The organism is Ectobacillus soli (genome assembly GCF_042610425.1).
Lineage (GTDB): Bacteria > Bacillota > Bacilli > Bacillales > Bacillaceae_G > Ectobacillus.
On record NZ_JBGJZM010000002.1, the window covers coordinates 417,855 to 438,700 of the forward strand.

A 20,846-nucleotide genomic window follows, 5' to 3' on the forward strand; every position below is an offset into this window, starting at 1 on the left:
AAAGGGGGAATTATGTGGGAGCCATGATATGAGAAAGGAATAGGTGCTTACCGGAGACATAGAAGATACAAGCGGTTTCTGTGACAGTTTAATAGCACGAGTTACAAATAGTCTTACACAACCACATTAAAGAAAGCTCCTGATTTCTCAGGAGCTTCTTCCTATACATTATTTATTTTACATTCGTTTTGTTGTAGTTTGTAATTGCAGTATTGATTGTTTTTGCTGCATCTTGCATTGCTTGTGTAGATGATGAATCACCTTTAATCATTTTTTCAAGATTCAATTCAACTGTTTGACGAGCTTCTGGGAATACACCGAGAAGAGCACCTGTAGCTGTTTTTGGTGAATCATGTAATTGATTGATTGCTGTTTGGAATTGTGGATACTTTTGTAAATAATCTTTCTCAGATTGGATGTCATATGCTTTCTTCGTTACAGCAAAGTAACCTGTGCTTTGACTCCAGAATGCTTGTTGTTCAGGCGATACCATATATTTAATAAATTCGAATGCTGCTTTTTGTTTTGCATCATCTTTCTTATCCATTGCCCATAGAGATGCACCGCCGATAGATACCCCTACGTTTTTATTCGGATCTACAGTTGGAAGGTAAGCTGTTCCAATTTCAAAACGATCGCCTACACCCTTCATGATGTCTTTTAAAGATGCAGTAGAATCCATTGTAATCGCAACTTTACCAGCGATAAATGCGCTCTTTGTATCGTCTGTTTTGCGGCCTAAGTTCACAGCAGCACCGCTGTCATATAATTTTTTCCAAGAATCAAATACTTTTTGTCCAGCACCGTTTGTATCGAATTCAACTTTTGTTGCTTTGTCAGTACGACCGTTACCATTGTCAGCAAAGTTAGCGCCTTGTTTAACAAGTAATTGTTCAAAGAACCAACCATAAGATGCCAATCCTAAGCCGTTACGTTCTACTTTATCGCCATTTTTCTTCGTTAATTTATTTGCAGTGTCAATTAATTCATCGAAAGTTTTTGGAGCTTTTTCAGGATCTAAGCCAGCTTCTTTAAATGCTGTTTTGTTGTAATACATAATAGGTGTAGAAGAGTTAAAAGGCATTGAATATAATTTCTTATCTACTGTGTAATAAGCAAGTAAATTTGGTTCTAAAGAAGAAGTATCAAATTTTTGCTCGTCAATTAGTTTTTGCATAGGAACAGCGTAACCGCTATCGATCATGAAACGAGTTCCGATATCGTATACTTGCATCACATCAGGACCTGCATTTCCTTTGGCAGAACTCTTTAATTTATTGATAGCTTCATCATACGTACCTTGGAACTGTGCAGTAACATGTACTTTCTTTTGGGAATTGTTAAAGTTTTCTACCATTTTGTTAATGGCTTCGCCGCCGGCACCGCCCATTGCATGCCAGAATGTAATTTCAACAGGAGCTCCGCTGTCTGTTGCAGTTGTAGCTGTTTTTTGGTTAGAGCTACACCCTGCTAACACTGTGGCAAAGGTGAAAATTGCCATGATGATGATTAACAATCTCTTTTTCATGATAAATCTCCTTTTATAATAGATTAGCCCTTCACAGAACCAGAAGTGATCCCGGATACGAGCTGCTTTTGCCCAAAGATGAAAATCAGTGTAGATGGAATTAACACGAGTACGATGCCGGCCATGATAATGCCGAACGACTGTGACTCTGCGTTTTGCAGCATTCCGACACCAATTTGGACGGTGCGCATGCTGTCTTTATTAGTAATGAGCAGCGGCCACATGTATTGATTCCAAGTGCTTAAAAATGTATAAACACCCAGAGATCCAATGGCTGGTCTCGATAATGGCAGCAGAATTTGTATAAAAAAGCGGAAATTGCTGCAGCCATCCATTTTTGCTGCTTCATATAATTCTTTAGGAATGGTCATGAAATACTGTCTCATGAGGAAGATCCCCATTGCAGAAGTTAGAAACGGAAACGTTAATCCTTTAAAGGTATCCATCCAGCCCCATGAACCGATCGTCATATAGTTGGCAATTATAATGGATTCACCAGGAATCATCATCGTTGCTAAAACAAATAAGAAAAGTAAATTCTTAAATGGGATGCGGAAGTAGACAAACGCGAACGCAGCCAAGCTACAGATGATAATTTGTCCAATCGTTACAACGGTAGAAACGATGAAGCTGTTTTTTATAAACGTAAGCAAAGGTGCTGCAGATAAGGCCTGCGTATAATTATCGAAGTATAAACTACCCGGCCACAGCACTTTCGGAGATGCAAACACTTCGTCTGGTCGCATAAAACTAACACTTATCGCATAAAGAAGCGGAATAATCACGATAAGCCCTACCATCAATTTTAAGAGAAATAAAATGATCTTCATTGGTAATGCACCCACTTCTTTTCATAGCGGAATTGAATGAGCGTTACGACTAGCATAATGACAAACAGAATAATTGATGATGCACTAGCTAGACTAAAGCGATTATTCAAAAACGCTTGTTGATAGATCGTATAGACAAGGACGTTCGTTGAATTCGCAGGACCACCTTGTGTCATAATATTGACTTGTCCAAACGCTTGAAAGACATCGATAATATTCACAACGAAAACAAAGAATAACGTCGGTGATATAATGGGAAGCGTGATTTTAAATAGCGTTTGAAAATAACCTGCCCCGTCAATTGCAGCACTTTCATAGAACTCTTTCGGAACACCATTCAATGCAGCTAGTAATAAGATAAAATTAAAGCCCAGATGCATCCATGCAGTAACAATCGCAATGGAAATCAGTGCCCAGCTTGGATCACTTAGCCAGCCGATTTGTTGTCCAATTAAGTAGTTTATAAGACCAATCGTTGGATGATAAAGAAGCATCCAAATAACCGAGGCACATGAAATTGATACCGCCATCGGCATCGCATAGAGCACACGCAAAACGCTACTACCCTTTGCTTTCTTCTGTGCGAGCAATGCTAGCACAAATCCACCTACGATTGCTGGAATAACAGTAAAAATAACGTATTTAAATGTAAGGAGTAAACTGTTCATAAATTCCGGTGATTCGAATAGCTCTTTGTAATTATCAAGGCCTACGAATTCAACGGCTCTTCCCACTAAGTTCGTCAAATGAAAACTTAAGTAAATTGTTTTGAAAAATGGATAATACACAAACACAATAAAAATCAGAAATGCCGGAAATAAGTATATAAACGGCTCAATCTTTTTCCATATTTGTGCACTTACTGATTTGGCTCGTTCTGTCTCTATCCGAACCTCGGACTTCTGCTCTGCTTCGATTGCAGGCTGCATCGCTTTCCCCTCCTAACTCTCTTGCCAATAGCGAGTATATCAATTGATTGTTAACAAAAATGCCACCGATTGTTTAGAATCTATTAAAAAACCAAAAAAAGTATTAAAGTTTGTAAATTTCATCAATTTACTTGTGAGCATGTCGCCTCCGGTTTCATAATGGAAACGGTATAAATGATTCTACGATAAGGAGAATTTCATATGAAAAATCAATCTCTCATTTTCGGACATCGCGGGGCAAGAGGTACTCACCCCGAAAACACGATGATCTCATTTCAAGAAGCAGCGCGCACTGGTGCGCATGGAATAGAATTTGATGTTCACCTTTCTAAGGACGGAGAAGTCGTCATTATTCATGATGAAACACTTAACCGGACGACGAACGGTAGCGGTCTCGTATGTGAACATACACTTGAAGAACTACAGAAGCTTGATGCAGGCTCCCATTTTAACAGTGCATTTCAAGGAGCGCGCATCCCAACCCTTCGCGAAGTACTTGCATGGCTACGCGGCAACAAACTTCTCATTAACATTGAATTAAAAAATGACCGCATCCACTATGTAGCGTTAGAGCAAAAGGTAGTGGCTCTAGTCCGTGAATTCGGTCTAGAAAAACGCGTCATCTTCTCTTCCTTTAACCATAGATCGGTTGCTGTGCTTGCTGATCTTGCACCGGATATCGAGAGAGCGATTTTATATCACTTTCCACTGCAAGATGCCGTTGGAGAAGCACGCCTTCATCATGCGACCGGCCTTCATCCAAACTTTCAGCTACTAACGAAGGAATTCGTAGACGAAGCGAAATCGCAAGGCTTTAAGCTTCGTCCCTATACAATTAATGAAGAAGAAGATATAAAACGAATGATCTCATTTGGAGTAGATGTAATCATCACAGATTGGCCTAGTAAAGCTTTATCATTGCTACATAAATGATAGAAATTGCTACAAGAAAAAAGTGACGACAACTCATAAGGGTTGTCGTCACTTTTTTCCAATTATCTCGTTTAAAAAGATGCAAAGTCCTCAATACTAGTAAGAAAAAGCATTTGAGGGGGAGCATCTATGGAGCTTATTACCAATAAAAAACCGGCGAAGATCATTCGTGTGCTAAGCACACTTACGATAACCGTTTCTTTTATTCTAGTAGTCACACTATCCATACTTATTTTGGCTGCTAAGATTGCCGGTCCGCCGCCCATCAAAGTTATGCAAACGTCCGTCTTCTACGCAAATGACGATTCCATAATCGGGCAAAGTCATACAGGGCAAAACCGGTATTGGGCTTCAATGAGTGATATAAGCCCTTACGTCAAAGATGCAACGATTGCGATTGAAGATCAGCACTTTTTCGATCATAGCGGGTTTGATGTAAAACGTATTGCTGGTGCCGCTGTAGCCGATATAAAAGCGATGGCTATGGTACAAGGAGCTAGTACAATTACACAACAATATGCAAGGAACCTCTATTTAGGCCACGATAAAACATGGGTTCGCAAAATGATGGAGGCTCTTTATACAATTCGCTTAGAAGTAAATTATAGCAAGGAACAAATTTTAGAAGGCTATTTAAACACCATTTACTATGGGAACGGTGCCTACGGAATCGAGGCAGCGTCGCGGCTCTATTTTAATAAACATGCTAAAGACCTAACTCTTGCCGAGGCAAGTTTACTTGCTGGCATTCCAAAGGGGCCAAGTAATTATTCCCCGTATACAAATTTAGCAGACGTTACAAGTCGTCAGCATCTCATATTAGCTGAAATGGAGCGGCAAGGCTACATTTCAAAAACAGAGGAACAAGTAGCAAGTCAGCAAAAATTAGTCTTTGCCACAATACAAAAAAAAGAGGACGAAATAGCACCTTATTTTCAAGATGCCGTCCTGCAATCTCTGCTTAGTGATACGAAATTAGACGAACAAGTCATGCGTGGTGGACTTCGTATATACACCACTCTCGACAGAAATCTACAACAGCTTACTGAGCAAACCGTAGCAAAGACGATTCCCAGCACAACTGCACTCGAAGCTGCGGTCGTTGTGATGGATCCGAAAACGGGAGAAGTAAAAGCATTACTGGGGGGAAAGGATTATAAACAAAGCCAATTTAACCGCGCCACGCAAGCCTATCGGCAGCCCGGTTCCACCTTTAAGCCCTTTCTCTACTATGCAGCTCTTTCACATGGATTTACAGCGGCTACTCGGCTAAAAAGTGAATTTACCACCTTCCCATTAGACGATGGCACCACCTATAAGCCATCCAATTACAATAATTATTATGCCAATGATTTCGTCACAATGACGCAAGCACTTGCTGTATCTGATAATGTATATGCAGTGAAAACCCATCTATTTTTAGGTGCAGACACGCTCGTCCAAACAGCGAAGCAGTTCGGTATTACAAGTGAACTGCGCGCTAATCCATCCCTTGCCTTAGGAACATCACCTGTAAAACCCGTTGAAATGGCCGGCGCCTACAGTATGTTTGCAAATGGAGGCAAACGGGTGACGCCTATCTTTATTCGCCGTATTGTCGGCCCAGACGGAAAGATTTTATATGACTCCCATGTTAAAGAAGCGCAAGTATTAGATCCAAACCACGTTTCTGTCATGCAAAGTCTCATGACGGGTATGTTTAACAAAAAGCTAGACGGATACGCAAACGTAACAGGTCAAGGGATTGCAGACAGACTAACAAGAACATATGCAGGCAAATCCGGATCTACAAAAACCGATAGCTGGATGATCGGTTTTACCCCAAGTCTTGTCACCACCGTCTGGACTGGCTATGACCGGGAAAAGGAAATAACCAATGTAGACGAACAAAAATACGCCAAAGAAATATGGGCTCAAATTATGGAACAAGGACTACAAGACAAGCCAAAAGAAGAATTTGAAAAACCAGCCCAAATCATTACGGTAGACGTAGATCCGAAAACTGGAAAAATCGTCACAAATGGATGCGCCCCATCCGTTAGCATGAACTTCGTAAAAGGAACAGAACCTACTGAATACTGCGTAGAGGATGGAAAAAAACCAGACATCGGAAAACCAAAACCGAAACAGGAGCAGCAATGGTGGAGAAAATATATACCATGGTAAGAGTCGGACCTCTACACAGAGGTTCTTCTTTTTTGAAGAGAATCATTTGATTCTACGTTGATTAGGGTGTGCCGTTAAATCCGCGGGGACCGCCTTTAAATTTGCCGTTCCCGCCGTTAAATTACTACTTCCCGCCTTTATTTTCCACCAAGCGTTCTTTTTCTTCCTACTTCTATCCACCGGCGCCTTTATTCCTGCGGGGGTCGCCGTTAAATTTGCCGTTCCCGCCGTTAAATTACTGCTTTCCGCCTTTATTCTCTACACTCTCCCAGCAAATCCAATACCCCAACGTAAAAAAGCAGCGTAGCTTATACAAGTACGCTGCTTTTCCTTTATTCTCCAAGAAGTTCTTTCTTCAGCTTCTCACTAGAAGCATTCCACATACCTAGGTTGTGCTGCTTCAAAAATTGTCCCAGTACGATTTTAGATGGTTCATCCATATGATCCACGATAATATGACGTTTTAATGATTTATCCATTCGGTTTACATGCTCAGGAAGTAGCTTATAACCGCGGCGTGCTTCGCGATCGATGATCATTTCACATGCAGTAACACCGGCATAATAAGCACCTGTTTGGAGTTGTTCAATCGTTACCCAAACGAGCCAATAGGCTTTACCATTTACGACTTCCTCTTTATTTGGGGAAAATTTAATCCCTTTTTCCACCTCGCTGCGAGCATGCATGGCAGCGATATCGACAACTGCCGTACCTTCTGCGACATCGACAATAACGGGAGATACATTTTCTAAGCTAAGTACGCCCACTCCATATCCACCGTGTCCACTTGTTGAATCATTTTTTAAAATCGTAAAACCAGGTTGCTTTTTACGTGGTTCTTCCATGTTCTGTTCCTCCTTACCTTATAAATGGAATAGGGGCCGAATGACACTTTCAAGCGAGCCTGCGACGAAAGGTACAATCGTGTTAAAAATAGGTTGAATTGTATATCGATCCAATGGTGTGATGACAAGAATGAGAAAAATAATCGCACCGTAATTTTCAAATTGTGTCATTTTTGCACGTGCGTTCATTGGCATCAAGTCTTCGACAATCCGGTAGCCATCTAGCGGTGGTAACGGGATCAAATTAAATACAAACAACACAACATTTAAGCTAATAAAAATGGTAAAGAAACGATATAAGGTATCTCCCACTGCGACCGGCAAAGTATCTGCCGCGCCTACCTTAATGAGCGTATACCAAATAAGTAAGCCAATCCCGCTAAGAAGCAAATTACTAACAGGTCCTGCTACAGAAACAAGAATGCCGGCTAATCTTGGCTTTTTAAAGAAATATGGATTTACCGGTACCGGACGCGCCCAGCCAAAGCCAAGCAAAAAGATTGCCAGTGTTCCGAACAAATCCAAGTGAGCAAACGGCGACAGCGTTAGACGCCCTTGTTTCTGTGCAGTAGGATCCCCGAATTTATACGCGACAAAAGCATGCGAGAATTCATGCACAGAAAAGGCTAGCATAAGCGCAATTGCAACTAACGGAATATCCTTTAACGGGTATACAAATAAATGGTCCATTCTTCCTCTCCTCTACACACATCTATTATCATTAGCATAGCAGAATTTTTTGTAAAATGTATGTTTACCGATTACAATTCGCTATAATAAGATGGTACAGCTAAATGAAAAAGGAGCGATACCTATGCCATATGTAACAGTAAAAATGTTAGAAGGCCGCACAGAAGAACAAAAAAAAGCGTTAGTAGAAAAGGTAACAGCTGCAGTAAGTGAAACAACAGGTGCTCCTGTTGCAAACGTTACTGTTTTTATCGATGAAATGTCCAAAAACCATTATGCGGTTGCTGGCAAACGCATGAGCGACAAATAAGCATTTTCTTTAAAAAAGCAGCTTAGGCTGCTTTTTTAATTATTCCCGTTTAACAGGCTGATAATTTTATCCTTTATCTTCCCTTTTCTGCCGTTTTCATATAAAAAGTCATGTGGATAAAACAACTTTTGATCCGTCCGTTTCTTACCGGAAATGGCTTCGACAATTTCGGATTCGCGTGATAACTCCCGCAGTTCTCCATTTGGCATGAGCAATAAAATGGGTATCCTTCCTTCTTCATCCCCTGCCCGGTAAAAGTCATAGGGCAAATCAGAGGTACTATCCATCACAAGATAATAGTCCGGATCAATTCCTGCTTTTTTAAACAACGAATTTAATTCCACCCAGTTGTTTAGGCCATGTTGCTTATCAGCAAAATCAACATATTTGAATAGATTCCGATTCAAAAAACGCCGGCTTAAATCACTTAAAATGCTATCCTCTTCCTCTTGCCATACTTGAAAATAGTAATACATAATATTTTCATCTAGCTTTAAATAGTCTTCTAATGTCACATTTTCCTCAAATAGTGAGTAGAAATGTACAGGTTTATATGTAAATTTGTATTCCTGTTTATACAGTGTCTTTGCCCGGTGCAAAATTTTTGTGAGAATAACTTCCGCACTGCGCGTAACCGGGTGAAAATATACTTGCCAATACATTTGATACCGACTCATGATATAATGCTCTACCGCATGCATCCCACTCGCTTTAATAACCACTTGATGTTCATGCGGACGCATCACACGTAAAATGCGTTCCATATCAAAATTACCATAGCTAACGCCGGTAAAATAGGCATCCCTAAGTAGGTAATCCATACGGTCTGCATCAATTTGACTAGAAATCATACTAATAGCCAGCTTATTATCGGAAGTTTTCGCAATAACATCCGAAACCTGCTTTGGAAACGAATCATCCACGCGGCGAAGCACCTTATTTACTTCCGTATCTCCCAATATGATGTCCTGCGTAAACTTTTCATGATCAAGGTGAAACACCTTTTCAAAGGAATGAGAAAACGGACCATGACCGACATCGTGAAGTAATGCAGCACATAGGCATAACAAACGATCTTCTACATTCCAACTTGGTCTTCCATCAAATATATCATCAACCATACGACGAACAATTTCATACACGCCTAACGAATGATTAAAACGACTATGCTCCGCACCATGAAACGTAAAAAATGTCGTTCCTAATTGACGAATACGACGCAACCGCTGAAATTCCTTCGTACCTATTAAATCCCAAATTAATTTATCATGAACTTGAACATACTTATGTACAGGGTCTTTAAATACTTTTTTCTCGCTCATCTTGTTATTCGGATACAAGAAACATAACCCCCTTTCTACTCTTTATATTCATTATATAGAACAACCACATGAATTTAAATTATCAGTATGTATATATAGTAATAATTATACAAAAATTTCAAAAAAAGCACTTCATTTTCGGCGAAGTGCTCTCTAAAATCCTATTACTTATTTAATTTACTCTCAATCTTCTTCAATAATTCCTCTTCATTTATAGCGGATACAGGACGATTGTTGACGAATGCGAACGATTTCTTTCGGCCGGGACCACAATAAGATTGGCAACCAATTACAATGTCTGCTTGCGAATCTAATTTCTGCAGACGCGGTAGCAATGTTTTTAGATTCGTTGCCTGACAATCGTCACAAACGCGGAATTCATTTGCCATTTAGCACATTCCCTTCTCTATATAAAACTAACAAGAACAGTGAAATAAGCATATTAACTAAAAGGTATTTTACCGCTCTTTGTGCTTGTATGCAAGTTCCCCAATACAATCTACCAATTTTTTGAAAGGTTTGTATAAAATAAATGTCTTTGGGCTATTCTAAAAATAGTAATTTCTTACAATGGGGAAAAGGAGATGAATCTATGAAAGTAAGACAAGATGCTTGGACTGATGAAGATGATTTATTATTAGCAGAAACGGTGCTACGTCATGTGCGTGAAGGGAGCACCCAATTAAATGCATTTGAAGAGGTAGGAGATAAGCTGAATCGTACATCTGCAGCGTGTGGCTTTCGTTGGAATGCAGTTGTTCGTTACAATTTTGATAAAGCGTTGCAGCTAGCAAAAAAACATCGCAAGGAAAAAATGAGAGCAGCAAATGGCGATCAATCCAAGAAAAAATTGCTCTATTCACCGCCTGCTTCGTTCGCGGCTCCGCTAGCCCCTCTTCCAAATGAAATAGAAAAGGAATTAGAGGGCGAGGCACTACCAATCCCTATCTACGCTTCGCAATCTATTTCGATGCAAGATGTCATTACATTTCTACAGACTCTCGATTATTCAGACGTGAAGGCGACGGCTCTGGAAAGAGAGAATGAGAGGCTTAAAAGAGAGCTTACTGAATATACACTGCAAAATCAAGAATTGCAAAAAAAGATTCAGCAAATGGAGCATCAATCGTCAACGATTCAAGAAGACTACGAAACGATTTTAAAAATTATGAATCGGGCACGTAAGCTTGCGTTAACAGAAGATGACGAAAGACCGAGCACAGCGTTTCGGATGGATCGAAACGGAAATCTAGAAAAGATCGCAGAGTAAGAAGAACAAGGAGATGGCGCAAATGCTATCTCCTTTTGTATGTATGTCCGCCCTAGACACATTGTGTTCACAGAAAATTCCATATGTCTCCTCAACACCTATGCTAAAATAATAGTAAAATTTGCGAACTTAGTTGACAGAGGGGATAAATTTATATGCCAAAAAAGAAAAAGTATTCTTCGTTTCCCTACATACTCATTGTTACTCTTCTTCATATAGCAGGAATTACTGGACTATTATTCTCCATGCCCAATCATCCTGTCCTATTAGGTATGGGAATTCTTTCCTATACGTTAGGACTACGACATGCGTTTGATGTAGACCATATTGCAGCCATTGATAACACCGTTCGAAAATTAGTAGAACAAAAGAAGAATCCTATTGGAGTTGGCTTTTTCTTCTCACTTGGTCATAGTACGGTAGTAGTATTACTCACAATATTCACTGCTTTTTCTGTACAATGGGTAGGACAAAAGCTCCCACAGATGAAGGAAATGGGCGGGTATATCGGAACAATTGTATCCGGATCATTTCTCCTTCTGATTGGTGTTTTAAATTTAATCATCCTTTTTGATATTTTTCGTGTCTTTCTCTCCATGAGGGAAAAACATTATAAAGAAACTGAAATGGAGCAGCTTTTGCTAGCAAGAGGCTTTCTATCGCGCTTTGTGCAGCCTTTATTCGCATTTATAAACCGAAGTTGGCATGTATATCCAATTGGTTTTTTGTTCGGACTCGGATTTGATACGGCAAGTGAAGTGGCCTTACTAACACTATCAGCCGGGGCAGCACAACATGTTCTTCCTATCTATGGAATTCTTTCCTTACCGATTCTATTTGCTGCTGGGATGAGTCTACTGGATACGGCTGATGGTATCTTCATGACAACAAGCTATAAATGGGCGTTTGATAAACCGATTCGGAAAGTCTATTACAATTTAACGGTCACCGCCATCTCCGTTTTTGCAGCACTATTCATCGGTATGATCGAGTTAGCCCAGATTGCTATTCCGTATATTGGACTACAAGGCGGCATTTGGGGCTATATCGAAAATCTGGAACTTGGAAATTTAGGCTATATTCTCGTCATTTTGTTTATTTTAGTATGGGGAATCTCGTATTTTGCATGGAAATTTTTTCATATTGAAGAAAGATGGAGCCAAAAACATACATGATAATCCTTCTTTTTTGCTATAATAGGCAAAAGTTGAACGTAAGGAGTAATTTGTATGAACCAATCTATTCTGTATCAACCAGAGTGGCGCATCCTTGACCAGTCCAGTCTAAGAGAGCCTGCCCTGCATTCCTTTGCCATGGACGATACGCTATGCAAATCTGTAGGAAAGGGGCTCGCCCCCGCTACGATGCGTTCTTGGGTTCATCCTAAGACAATTGTGCTCGGCATTCAAGACACGAAGCTTCCTCATTTGCATGAGGGGGTCGCGTTTTTGAAGAAGCATAACTATAACGTCATTGTTCGAAATTCCGGTGGCTTAGCTGTCGTTCTTGATGAAGGGGTTTTAAATATCTCTCTCATTTTTCGCGAAATGGACAAAGGAATCGACATTCATTCCGGCTACGATGCGATGTGGGAGCTTATCAAAGAAATGTTTAAAGACTACGGAGTAACGATTGAAGCAAAGGAAATCGTCGGATCCTATTGCCCAGGTAGCTATGATTTAAGCATTGCAAATAAAAAATTTGCAGGGATTTCACAGCGGCGTATGCAGAGCGGCGTAGCCGTACAAATTTATCTATGCTTAGCAGGAAGTGGGCAGGAGCGCGCTTCCGTTGTTCGGGATTTTTATGAGGTGGCACGGCAAGGAGAACAAACAAAATTCGTCTATCCTACCATTGTTCCAAGCACAATGGCGTCTCTTTCTGAATTGCTCGGCGAGTCGATTTCTGTTTCCAACTGTATGCATCGTCTGCTACAAGCCTTGCAGCAAAAAAGTACGACACTTATCTCTTCCCAGCTTATGCCAGAGGAAATTCCACTATATGAATCCTATTTACAGCGTATAACCAAACGAAATGAAGAGGCATTTTCGTAAGCTAGTTTCTCAGAAACTAGCTTTTTTCTTATTCCTCCCTTTCCCTTCCATCCGAATCCATTGTATGGTAGAGAAAAGAACTATATTGCCAGGAAAGGAAGAACAAGCGTGAAATCTTTTTTCAGCAAGCAGGAGAAGCAAAACGTACCCGAAGCATCCCAAATTCAAGGATTTGATATTGATTTAAACAATGAAAGTCTTACTCGAATTGACCATCTCGTTGACCATTATGAGCAGCATATCTTGCGGCAAATTGATGAGGAATATAATATTCGAACAACACCAGCAAATCGGTTAGCCGACAATATTGCAAGGTTTGGCGGAAGCTGGACCTTCATCACGGTTTTTGGCGTGCTTTTAATTTGTTGGATGATCTGGAACAGTCTTACTTACACGAAGCCCTTCCATTTCGACGAGCAGCCATTCATTTTGTTAAATCTATGTCTATCCTTCCTTGCTGCTTTTCAAGCCCCCATCATTATGATGAGTCAAAACCGACAAGCCGCAAGAGATAAGCATGAATCCATCGTCGATTTTGCGATTAACTATAAGGCTGAAGAAGAAATTGATGATATGCAAAGCCATTTACACCGCATCGAAAATGAGATGACGGAAATTAAACAATTGCTCATGGAGATGCGAAAGGAAAAACAAGCAAAAAAAATAGACGAGTGATGCTCGTCTATTTTTAATGAAATTGCGTTTGAAGTGCTGTAATCATACAAAGCTTGTAGACATCGTCTGCATTGCAGCCGCGCGATAAATCATTGACTGGTTTATTTAGCCCTTGCAAGATTGGTCCCACCGCTTCAAACCCGCCGAGGCGCTCAGCAATTTTGTAACCGATATTTCCGGCTTCAATCGACGGAAAAATAAAAACATTCGCATCACCCTTTATCACAGAATCCGGCGCCTTTTTCGCTGCTACAGAAGGAACAAAGGCTGCATCAAATTGAAATTCTCCATCAAGACAAAGCTCGGGTGCTAACTCCTTTGCAATAGCGGTTGCCTCTACTACCTTTTCCGTTTCCGGAGAAACTGCCGAACCCTTCGTCGAAAAGCTAAGAAGTGCAATGCGCGGCTCTAAACCAACCATTTCAGCCGTCTTTGCACACTGAATCGCAATTTCCGCTAAATCTTGGCTCGAAGGGGAAATATTGATCGCACAATCACCAAAAATATAGCGTTCCTCTTTCCGTACCATAATAAAGGAACCGGATGTTTTTGCGCAGCCAGGCTTAGTTTTTATAATTTGCAGGGCTGGGCGAACTGTATCTGCCGTTGTATGGGCAGCTCCGCTTACTAAGCCATCCGCCTTTCCTAAGTAAACAAGCATCGTACCAAAATAGTTTTCATCCTGTAACAGGGAGCGGGCATCCCCCACTGTCACTTTCCCTTTGCGTCGCTGAACAAATGCTTCCACCATCGCATCCATCTCTGCGTACGATGACGGATCATAGAGGCGAATTCCTTGTAGTGAAATCGCTAGTTCCTGTGCTCTTTTCATAATCTGTTCTTCCTTACCGAGCAGGATTGGCTGGATGATTCCTTCCTCACTCAGTTGCTGCGCGGCAGCTAAAATCCGTTCGTCCGTTCCTTCTGGAAGAACAATGGTCAGATTACGAGGTAGCTTTTCTTTTATCTCTTGAAATAAGTCGCTCATGCGAATAACCCCCTGGATTTATATACACTTACATCATTTTGTAAAATAGGTATTTCATCTTATTTTAAACACTTCCCTAGCAGAATAGAGAAGAATTATTTGTGAGATTTATGACAAATTTCTACATGGTTGATTACCGGTTCTGCTTTTTTGCTAGATTATGCTATAGTAAAGATGTATATCATGAGAATGTCGAGGTGACTGTTAAAATGAGTGAAGCAGCAAAAACGTTAGATGGTTGGTATTGTTTACATGATTTCCGTTCAATTGATTGGGCAGCTTGGAAGCAGTTAACAAGCGATGAACGCCAAATTGCAATTGTTGAGTTTTTACATATTGCCGAAAAATGGAACAAAACTGAGGAAGCGCATACAGGTAGCCATGCAATTTACACCATTGTTGGTCAAAAAGCAGATATCATGTTTATGATTTTGCGTCCGACGATGGAAGAATTAAATGAAATTGAAAATGAATTCAATAAAACGACGCTTGCCGAGTACACAATCCCTGCGTATTCATATGTATCCGTCGTAGAACTTAGCAACTACTTACCTGCGGATGAAGACCCATACAAAAATACGCGCATATTATCACGTCTATACCCTGAACTACCACAAACGAAATATGTTTGTTTCTATCCAATGGACAAACGTCGTCAGGGCAATGATAACTGGTACATGCTTCCAATGGAAGAAAGAAGAGAACTTATGGCAAGCCACGGCAAAATCGGCCGCGGATACGCTGGTAAAGTTCGTCAAATCATCACAGGCTCTGTTGGCTTCGATGACTACGAATGGGGCGTTACCCTCTTTGCAGATGACGTTCTTGAATTCAAGAAGCTCGTCTATGAAATGCGTTTTGACGAAGTAAGTGCGCGCTACGGTGAATTCGGCTCTTTCTTCGTTGGAAACATTCTTCCAATTGATGAAGTAGCAAAATTTTTATATGTGTAAAAAAATAAAAAGTCCGAGACGTTTCCTTTACGTCTCGGGCCTTTTTGTATTATTTTCTTAATTTTCCATACTGTTACTTCCCCATTTTACCTATTCTTCGTCGTACTAATTTTTCTCCCCATTTCATATATTTAATTGAAAAGGCATTATACATTTTGTTCTTCCTTGTAACAAACTAGGTTACGAGGGTTCTCAAAAAGGTTAGATCACTTGTGTGAGGGAAAGCAATATTTCGCTTGCACGATTGTATGAAAGTGTATTCCATTTAACTAGGAGGGATATAATGGCAAGTCAAAATCCATATTACGGATCTGGCTATTATCAGCCTGCCGGAGGACAGATTCCTTCTTACCCACAAACACAGTACAGTCCGCCGCAAACTGCTCAGGCTGCGCAAGCACAGCTAGCAATATCACAAGGCATGCTACCGCTTGAGCAATCCTACATTGAAAACATCCTTCGCCTGAATAAAGGCAAAACGGCAACAGTTTACATGACGTATGAGCGCGGCAGTCAGATGGGTACGCAGAAATATACAGGGATTATCGAGGCAGCCGGACGCGATCATATTGTCATTAGTGATCCAACAACTGGCAAACGTTATTTATTGCTCATGGTATATTTGGACTATGTAGAATTTCCTGGTGAAATCACCTATTTTCCACAAACGCAAGCCGCAACATATACATCGAGATAAAAAAGCTGGCAGGGTGTCCTGCCAGCTTTCTATGTTTTACAACCCTTTGATTGCTGCGATTGCGAGCAATGTCCAAGCCGTTAAAAAGGCAACTCCGCCAAGTGGTGTAATCGCACCGAGTATTTTTATACCTGACGTACTAAGTGCATACAAGCTTCCGGAGAAAAGAAGAATGCCCGCCACCATAAACCACCCTGCTGTTGAAACAAGCGAAGAATTTACCTTTGTCATCAAAAATGCCACAACAAACAATCCACCTGCATGGAACATTTGATACGTAACACCTGTTTTCCAAATTTCCAGCATTTTTGCAGATATTTTTCCTTCTAATCCATGGGCCCCAAATGCACCAAGTGCAACAGCTAAGAAGGCCATGATACATCCTAACAAAAAGAATATTTTCATATGTAATCACCCTTTTTTATTTTATGATAAAGAAAATTCAGAAAAGATGCCACCTTTAGAAATCGAGTAAAGAATTTCCGTTGGCCTCCTCTTCCTCTTCATAGATACGTTGTGTTTCTTTTATTGAAGTTGGCGGTAGCTTTGAAAGTGTAGGCTCCTTCTTTGTATCAAGCACAAGATCGCATAGCGCCCGCAATGCAGCCACATGCTCTCGCACATCGTCCTGCTGCTGTTTTGCCCTAGAAAGTTCACTTTGCATTTTGTTTAAAATTGCTTCGATCGATACTTGCATATTCATCACCTCATCCGTGTTATCGTAAGCGCATTCTCTTTCTTCATCATATCATGTCACCCACTCCTTTCACAAAAAAGCTACAAAATAGAATAGGACTTTCGTTGCACTACTTTTCTAATATTGATAGGATAAGAGGGTGAAATCCATTCCAGAAAGGACTCATAATTATGGAATACAAAATGATCGTTCTCGATTTAGATGATACATTACTGCGTGATGACCACACCATATCACCACGCACGAAAGAGGCTTTAATGAAGGCCCAAGAAGCAGGCGTAAAGGTCGTACTCGCTTCCGGACGTCCGACGTACGCAATGCGCCCTATTGCAAAGGAATTACACTTAGAAGAATTCGGCAGCTTTTTGCTGTCCTTTAACGGTGCCAAGATTACGAACTGCAAAACAAACGAAGAGCTCTTCAGCAGCACCCTAACACCTGAAACCGTCCATCACCTATACGATATTAGTAAGCGCGAAAACGTATGGATTCTTACTTATGTAGGAGATTCCATTGTTACGGATGAAATATGTAAGCATACCGAAACAGAGCATATTATTACGGGTTTACCAATTTCTGAGGTTACTAGCTTTAAAGAAGCCGTAACAGAACCAGTCGTGAAAATTCTTATGCTTGAAGATCCAGAACGACTAGCCGTTGTGGAGAAAAAATTACAAGAAGAACTTCGCGGCGAGCTTAGCGTTATGCGCTCCAAACCATTCTTCTTAGAATTCACAGAAAATGGCGTTACAAAAGGGACAAGCCTTGCACAGTTGATCAACAAGCTTGGAATTAAGCAAGAAGAAGTCATCGCCATGGGCGATAGCTACAATGACCTTGCCATGATTGAATTTGCAGGTCTTGGCGTTGCCATGGGCAATGCCCCTGATGATATAAAAGCGAAGGCGAACTATGTTACAGATACAAATATGAACGACGGCGTGGCAAAAGTTGTGGAATCGTTCGTTTTAAAAACGGCAGTGCAAGCGAACTAAGCCGATTTCAAGAGCACCTAAACATGAACAGGTATGCTTCTCTAGACATTGTAAGAGAAGCATACCTGTTTTTTTATGAAGTAAACAATGACCGTTGAGCAGCCATCTCATACTTTGGTTACCGCTATCTATGATAACTTGGGGCGGACGGGCTTCAATCTCTCCCTTTGATTCCCGCTATCTGCGAAATCCTTGGGCGGACGGGCTTCAATCTCTCCCTTTGATTCCCACTATCCGCGAAATCTTTGGGCGTCGGGCTTCATTCCCTCCCTTTGATTCCCGCTATCTGCGAAATCTTTGGGTTCCGGGCTCCATTCCACCTCTTTGATTCCCGCTATCTGCGAAATCTTTGGGTTCCGGGCTTCATTCCACCTCTTTGGTTCCCGCTATCTGCGAAATCGACTACCAATTTCTCACAGGAAAATGACATCCTCTTGTCGAATCCCTATCATACTAAATACTCGGAATCGTCCAATCGATTTCCTCTTGACCTTGCTTACGTAAAAACGCATTGCAAGTAGAAAAGGGTTTGCTACCAAAAAAACCTCGGTTCGCTGAAAAGGGACTCGGATGCGGTGCCTCAATGATAAAATGCCGATCATTCGTAATCAATGCTTTTTTTGTCTGTGCGTGTTTGCCCCAAAGTACGAATACAACCGGTTTCTCTCGTTCATTAATAAGCTCGATGATCCGGTCCGTAAATATTTCCCACCCTTTGCCTTTATGGGAATTCGGTTCGCTTTGTCGTACAGTTAACACCGTATTTAAGAGAAGAACACCTTGCTGTGTCCATTTGATCAAAGAGCCATTAGTAGAAATGTCACAGCCCATATCCGCATATAGTTCTTTGTATATGTTTTTTAACGAAGGTGGTAATTTCATGCCAGGCTTAACTGAAAAACTAAGCCCCTCTGCTTGATTCGGTCCGTGATACGGGTCTTGACCTAAAATCACAACTTTTATATCACTATAATTAGTAAGCCGCAGGGCATTTAAAATATCGTCTTTGGGCGGATATACAGTATGCTCCTTATATTCATTCTGTAGAAATTGACGCAGCTCTTTAAAATATGGTTTTTCAAACTCATCTTGGAGGAGGGATGCCCATTCATTTTGTAGCGTACTTACCATTTCTTCACGTCCTATCTCAATATACTAGCTAGTAAAATTGTACTTAGTTTTTCACTATAGGGAAAGAGGGAGATTTATATGGATCACAAAACATATATCAAAACATCCGTTCAAGCTGCACTGGAAAATATATTAAACCGTTCAGGTGGTCCCTTTGCTGCCATAGTCGTAAGAGATGGAAAAATCATTAGCACAGGAACAAATGAAGTTACCACTTCAAACGATCCGACCGCCCATGCAGAAGTACAGGCCATTCGAAAGGCATGTGATGCACTTGGAACGTTTCAATTAACCGACTGTATTCTCTATACGAGTTGCGAGCCATGCCCGATGTGTCTCGGCGCAATCTACTGGGCGCGTTTCAAGGAAGTACACTATTGCTTTACGCGGGAGGAAGCCGCAGGAATTGGGTTTGACGATGCGTTTATCTATGAAGAATTGCCTCTCGAACCATCAGCTCGAAGTATTCCAGCTATGCAAGTAACTGTTCCCCTAAAGCCTGAGGAAAACCCATTTGTCGTATGGACACAGCTGAACGATAAAATAGAGTATTAAGTAGAAATACACCTATTCTCGTAAAGGAATGATACCGATGGAAATGAGTTCTGCTCTTGAACGTCCGCTTACCCTTCCATGCGGCGTTGTTATTAAAAACCGTTTTTTCAAATCTGCGATGAGTGAAGGGCTGGCAAGTAAGGAGCATCGTCCTACCCCTCTCCTTACAACGCTTTACGGAACCTTTGCAAAGGGCGGAGCGGGTCTAGTCGTTACAGGGAATGTGATGATTGATCGCCATGCCCTTGGGGAACCACGCAACGTCGTGGTGGAGAATGAGCATGACCTCGATTTACTTCGCTCATGGGCAAAAGCTGGAACGCAGCATGGCACCCATCTTTGGATGCAGCTGAACCATCCCGGCAAGCAAACGATGCGCGCCCTTGCGAAGGAATCATTAGCACCAAGCGCCATCCCTCTTGCAGAAAATATGCAATCCTTCTTTGCCCCGCCTCGTGCACTTACTACCGAGGAAATTCAGGGATTAATCGAGCGATTTGGCAACGCGGCAGCAATTGCCAAGCGCGCGGGATTTACCGGGATTCAAATTCATGCAGCCCACGGCTATTTAATTAGTCAATTTTTATCCCCTCATCATAACCACCGAGAAGATGAATGGGGTGGAAGTCTGCAAAATCGAATGAAATTTCTCCTTGAGGTGTATTACAACATCCGTCACAAGGTAGGCTCTGCCTTCCCGATTGGTGTAAAACTCAATTCAGCAGATTTTCAACGTGGTGGGTTCTCAGAAGAGGAATCCATGCTCGTTGTGAAAGAGCTTGAAAACGCAGGCATTGATTTGATTGAAATATCTGGCGGCACCTATGAAAATCCAAGTATGACCGGACGAAATAGGAAGGAAAGCACCATCAAAAGGGAAGCCTATTTTCTTGAGTATGCCGAGCACGTTCGCCAGCTTGTCTCCACCCCTATCGTCGTAACAGGTGGATTCCGCTCTGCAAAAGGAATGCAAACAGCCATTGAGGAAGGTGCTACCGACATGGTTGGACTGGCCCGCCCGCTCGCTGTTGAACCTGATTTACCAAATAAGCTGCTCACAGGCGACGAATCGGTTCGCACTCTTGCGCCGATTGTAACAGGAGTGAAGCGAATTGATGAAGGTGCCATGCTCGAATTTATTTGGTATGAGCAGCAACTAGAACGAATCGGGAAAGGGAAACAACCAAATCCGACCTACAACGTTTGGCTATCACTCGTACAAACGATTTTTACACAAGGTAAAAATGTTTTTTTAAAACGGAGAAGCAACTAGAAAAG

At 41.3% G+C, this 20,846-nt stretch carries 23 protein-coding genes; 12 read left to right on the forward strand and 11 right to left on the reverse strand.

Annotated features, from left to right (window positions below):
• Nucleotides 1-172: 172 nt before the first annotated feature.
• The 3 genes from ACAN53_RS13860 to ACAN53_RS13870 are packed head-to-tail and all read right to left on the reverse strand — an operon-like array spanning nt 173 to nt 3,287.
• Nucleotides 173-1,528, reverse strand: coding sequence for an ABC transporter substrate-binding protein (locus tag ACAN53_RS13860; protein WP_379970709.1), 1,356 nt, complete (start codon nt 1,526-1,528; stop codon nt 173-175).
• Between the two features lie 23 nt (nt 1,529-1,551).
• Complete coding sequence (locus tag ACAN53_RS13865; RefSeq protein ID WP_379970710.1) at nt 1,552-2,358, reverse strand: carbohydrate ABC transporter permease; 807 nt, start codon at nt 2,356-2,358, stop codon at nt 1,552-1,554.
• Nucleotides 2,355-3,287 carry a carbohydrate ABC transporter permease gene (locus ACAN53_RS13870; protein WP_379970711.1) on the reverse strand — a complete coding sequence of 311 codons (933 nt, stop codon included), beginning with the start codon at nt 3,285-3,287 and terminating at the stop codon, nt 2,355-2,357. The genes ACAN53_RS13865 and ACAN53_RS13870 overlap by 4 nt, the downstream gene beginning before the upstream one ends.
• Nucleotides 3,288-3,488: 201 nt before the next feature.
• On the opposite strand from ACAN53_RS13870, the gene ACAN53_RS13875 reads away from it, so the two are divergent.
• Entirely contained in the window at nt 3,489-4,220 is a 732-nt protein-coding gene (locus ACAN53_RS13875; RefSeq protein ID WP_379970712.1) for a glycerophosphodiester phosphodiesterase, read from the forward strand.
• A 129-nt stretch (nt 4,221-4,349) separates the two neighbouring features.
• Nucleotides 4,350-6,386, forward strand: a complete 2,037-nt coding sequence (locus ACAN53_RS13880) for a transglycosylase domain-containing protein (RefSeq protein WP_379970713.1) — start codon at nt 4,350-4,352, stop codon at nt 6,384-6,386.
• Between the two features lie 332 nt (nt 6,387-6,718).
• Here the strand turns inward: ACAN53_RS13880 and ACAN53_RS13885 are convergent, their stop codons facing one another.
• Both ACAN53_RS13885 and ACAN53_RS13890 read right to left on the reverse strand, forming a co-directional pair.
• The gene (locus ACAN53_RS13885; RefSeq protein WP_379970714.1) at nt 6,719-7,231 is read right to left on the reverse strand and encodes a YwhD family protein; all 513 of its coding nucleotides are present in this window, start codon (nt 7,229-7,231) and stop codon (nt 6,719-6,721) included.
• Nucleotides 7,232-7,249: 18 nt separating this feature from the next.
• Complete coding sequence (locus ACAN53_RS13890; RefSeq protein ID WP_379970715.1) at nt 7,250-7,921, reverse strand: site-2 protease family protein; 672 nt, start codon at nt 7,919-7,921, stop codon at nt 7,250-7,252.
• 124 nt (nt 7,922-8,045) lie between these two features.
• Here ACAN53_RS13890 and ACAN53_RS13895 point away from each other — a divergent pair, with 124 nt between their 5' ends.
• Nucleotides 8,046-8,231: a 2-hydroxymuconate tautomerase gene (locus ACAN53_RS13895; protein WP_379970716.1), complete on the forward strand. Its 186-nt coding sequence runs from the start codon at nt 8,046-8,048 to the stop codon at nt 8,229-8,231.
• A gap of 35 nt (nt 8,232-8,266) precedes the next feature.
• On the opposite strand, the gene ACAN53_RS13900 is transcribed toward ACAN53_RS13895, so the two are convergent.
• Nucleotides 8,267-9,553, reverse strand: a complete 1,287-nt coding sequence (locus tag ACAN53_RS13900) for an HD domain-containing protein (protein ID WP_379970873.1) — start codon at nt 9,551-9,553, stop codon at nt 8,267-8,269.
• Nucleotides 9,554-9,717: 164 nt separating this feature from the next.
• Complete coding sequence (locus tag ACAN53_RS13905) at nt 9,718-9,942, reverse strand: YuzB family protein (protein ID WP_379970717.1); 225 nt, start codon at nt 9,940-9,942, stop codon at nt 9,718-9,720.
• Between the two features lie 203 nt (nt 9,943-10,145).
• On the opposite strand from ACAN53_RS13905, the gene ACAN53_RS13910 reads away from it, so the two are divergent.
• The 4 genes from ACAN53_RS13910 (at nt 10,146) to ACAN53_RS13925 (ending at nt 13,552) form a co-directional block, all read left to right on the forward strand.
• Entirely contained in the window at nt 10,146-10,823 is a 678-nt protein-coding gene (locus tag ACAN53_RS13910) for an RsfA family transcriptional regulator (protein ID WP_379970718.1), read from the forward strand.
• A gap of 155 nt (nt 10,824-10,978) precedes the next feature.
• Nucleotides 10,979-11,998, forward strand: a complete 1,020-nt coding sequence (locus ACAN53_RS13915) for a HoxN/HupN/NixA family nickel/cobalt transporter (RefSeq protein ID WP_379970719.1) — start codon at nt 10,979-10,981, stop codon at nt 11,996-11,998.
• Nucleotides 11,999-12,052: 54 nt separating this feature from the next.
• On the forward strand, nt 12,053-12,877 hold the full coding sequence (locus ACAN53_RS13920) for an octanoyl-[GcvH]:protein N-octanoyltransferase (protein ID WP_379970720.1): 825 nt from the start codon (nt 12,053-12,055) through the stop codon (nt 12,875-12,877).
• 108 nt (nt 12,878-12,985) lie between these two features.
• Nucleotides 12,986-13,552, forward strand: a complete 567-nt coding sequence (locus tag ACAN53_RS13925) for a DUF1003 domain-containing protein (protein ID WP_379970721.1) — start codon at nt 12,986-12,988, stop codon at nt 13,550-13,552.
• Between the two features lie 13 nt (nt 13,553-13,565).
• On the opposite strand, the gene pta is transcribed toward ACAN53_RS13925, so the two are convergent.
• Nucleotides 13,566-14,540: a phosphate acetyltransferase gene (pta, locus tag ACAN53_RS13930; RefSeq protein ID WP_379970722.1), complete on the reverse strand. Its 975-nt coding sequence runs from the start codon at nt 14,538-14,540 to the stop codon at nt 13,566-13,568.
• A 209-nt stretch (nt 14,541-14,749) separates the two neighbouring features.
• Between pta and hemQ the strand changes: the two genes are divergently transcribed.
• On the forward strand, nt 14,750-15,493 hold the full coding sequence (gene hemQ, locus ACAN53_RS13935; protein WP_379970723.1) for a hydrogen peroxide-dependent heme synthase: 744 nt from the start codon (nt 14,750-14,752) through the stop codon (nt 15,491-15,493).
• 280 nt (nt 15,494-15,773) lie between these two features.
• A complete protein-coding gene (gene gerQ, locus ACAN53_RS13940) occupies nt 15,774-16,190 on the forward strand; it encodes a spore coat protein GerQ (RefSeq protein WP_379970874.1) in 417 nt (138 codons plus the stop codon).
• Nucleotides 16,191-16,226: 36 nt separating this feature from the next.
• Here gerQ and ACAN53_RS13945 read toward each other — a convergent pair whose 3' ends face one another.
• Entirely contained in the window at nt 16,227-16,595 is a 369-nt protein-coding gene (locus tag ACAN53_RS13945; RefSeq protein WP_379970724.1) for a DUF423 domain-containing protein, read from the reverse strand.
• A gap of 55 nt (nt 16,596-16,650) precedes the next feature.
• Nucleotides 16,651-16,887, reverse strand: a complete 237-nt coding sequence (locus tag ACAN53_RS13950) for a YwdI family protein (RefSeq protein WP_379970725.1) — start codon at nt 16,885-16,887, stop codon at nt 16,651-16,653.
• Nucleotides 16,888-17,057: 170 nt separating this feature from the next.
• On the opposite strand from ACAN53_RS13950, the gene ACAN53_RS13955 reads away from it, so the two are divergent.
• On the forward strand, nt 17,058-17,882 hold the full coding sequence (locus ACAN53_RS13955) for a Cof-type HAD-IIB family hydrolase (protein ID WP_379970726.1): 825 nt from the start codon (nt 17,058-17,060) through the stop codon (nt 17,880-17,882).
• 453 nt (nt 17,883-18,335) lie between these two features.
• Here the strand turns inward: ACAN53_RS13955 and ACAN53_RS13960 are convergent, their stop codons facing one another.
• Nucleotides 18,336-19,013, reverse strand: coding sequence for a uracil-DNA glycosylase (locus ACAN53_RS13960; protein ID WP_379970727.1), 678 nt, complete (start codon nt 19,011-19,013; stop codon nt 18,336-18,338).
• Between the two features lie 78 nt (nt 19,014-19,091).
• Here ACAN53_RS13960 and ACAN53_RS13965 point away from each other — a divergent pair, with 78 nt between their 5' ends.
• Together ACAN53_RS13965 and ACAN53_RS13970 are read left to right on the forward strand one after the other, a co-directional pair.
• Entirely contained in the window at nt 19,092-19,568 is a 477-nt protein-coding gene (locus tag ACAN53_RS13965; RefSeq protein ID WP_379970728.1) for a nucleoside deaminase, read from the forward strand.
• A 43-nt stretch (nt 19,569-19,611) separates the two neighbouring features.
• Nucleotides 19,612-20,841: an NADH:flavin oxidoreductase/NADH oxidase family protein gene (locus ACAN53_RS13970; RefSeq protein WP_379970876.1), complete on the forward strand. Its 1,230-nt coding sequence runs from the start codon at nt 19,612-19,614 to the stop codon at nt 20,839-20,841.
• Nucleotides 20,842-20,846: the final 5 nt, after the last annotated feature.

Coding starts and splice junctions, on each gene's coding strand:
- ACAN53_RS13860 (WP_379970709.1), bottom strand. CDS start 1,528: ATGAAAAAGAGATTGTTAATCATCATCATGGCAATTTTCACCTTTGCC.
- ACAN53_RS13865 (WP_379970710.1), bottom strand. CDS start 2,358: ATGAAGATCATTTTATTTCTCTTAAAATTGATGGTAGGGCTTATCGTG.
- ACAN53_RS13870 (WP_379970711.1), bottom strand. CDS start 3,287: ATGCAGCCTGCAATCGAAGCAGAGCAGAAGTCCGAGGTTCGGATAGAG.
- ACAN53_RS13875 (WP_379970712.1), top strand. CDS start 3,489: ATGAAAAATCAATCTCTCATTTTCGGACATCGCGGGGCAAGAGGTACT.
- ACAN53_RS13880 (WP_379970713.1), top strand. CDS start 4,350: ATGGAGCTTATTACCAATAAAAAACCGGCGAAGATCATTCGTGTGCTA.
- ACAN53_RS13885 (WP_379970714.1), bottom strand. CDS start 7,231: ATGGAAGAACCACGTAAAAAGCAACCTGGTTTTACGATTTTAAAAAAT.
- ACAN53_RS13890 (WP_379970715.1), bottom strand. CDS start 7,921: ATGGACCATTTATTTGTATACCCGTTAAAGGATATTCCGTTAGTTGCA.
- ACAN53_RS13895 (WP_379970716.1), top strand. CDS start 8,046: ATGCCATATGTAACAGTAAAAATGTTAGAAGGCCGCACAGAAGAACAA.
- ACAN53_RS13900 (WP_379970873.1), bottom strand. CDS start 9,553: ATGAGCGAGAAAAAAGTATTTAAAGACCCTGTACATAAGTATGTTCAA.
- ACAN53_RS13905 (WP_379970717.1), bottom strand. CDS start 9,942: ATGGCAAATGAATTCCGCGTTTGTGACGATTGTCAGGCAACGAATCTA.
- ACAN53_RS13910 (WP_379970718.1), top strand. CDS start 10,146: ATGAAAGTAAGACAAGATGCTTGGACTGATGAAGATGATTTATTATTA.
- ACAN53_RS13915 (WP_379970719.1), top strand. CDS start 10,979: ATGCCAAAAAAGAAAAAGTATTCTTCGTTTCCCTACATACTCATTGTT.
- ACAN53_RS13920 (WP_379970720.1), top strand. CDS start 12,053: ATGAACCAATCTATTCTGTATCAACCAGAGTGGCGCATCCTTGACCAG.
- pta (WP_379970722.1), bottom strand. CDS start 14,540: ATGAGCGACTTATTTCAAGAGATAAAAGAAAAGCTACCTCGTAATCTG.
- hemQ (WP_379970723.1), top strand. CDS start 14,750: ATGAGTGAAGCAGCAAAAACGTTAGATGGTTGGTATTGTTTACATGAT.
- ACAN53_RS13945 (WP_379970724.1), bottom strand. CDS start 16,595: ATGAAAATATTCTTTTTGTTAGGATGTATCATGGCCTTCTTAGCTGTT.
- ACAN53_RS13950 (WP_379970725.1), bottom strand. CDS start 16,887: ATGCAAGTATCGATCGAAGCAATTTTAAACAAAATGCAAAGTGAACTT.
- ACAN53_RS13955 (WP_379970726.1), top strand. CDS start 17,058: ATGGAATACAAAATGATCGTTCTCGATTTAGATGATACATTACTGCGT.
- ACAN53_RS13960 (WP_379970727.1), bottom strand. CDS start 19,013: ATGGTAAGTACGCTACAAAATGAATGGGCATCCCTCCTCCAAGATGAG.
- ACAN53_RS13965 (WP_379970728.1), top strand. CDS start 19,092: ATGGATCACAAAACATATATCAAAACATCCGTTCAAGCTGCACTGGAA.
- ACAN53_RS13970 (WP_379970876.1), top strand. CDS start 19,612: ATGAGTTCTGCTCTTGAACGTCCGCTTACCCTTCCATGCGGCGTTGTT.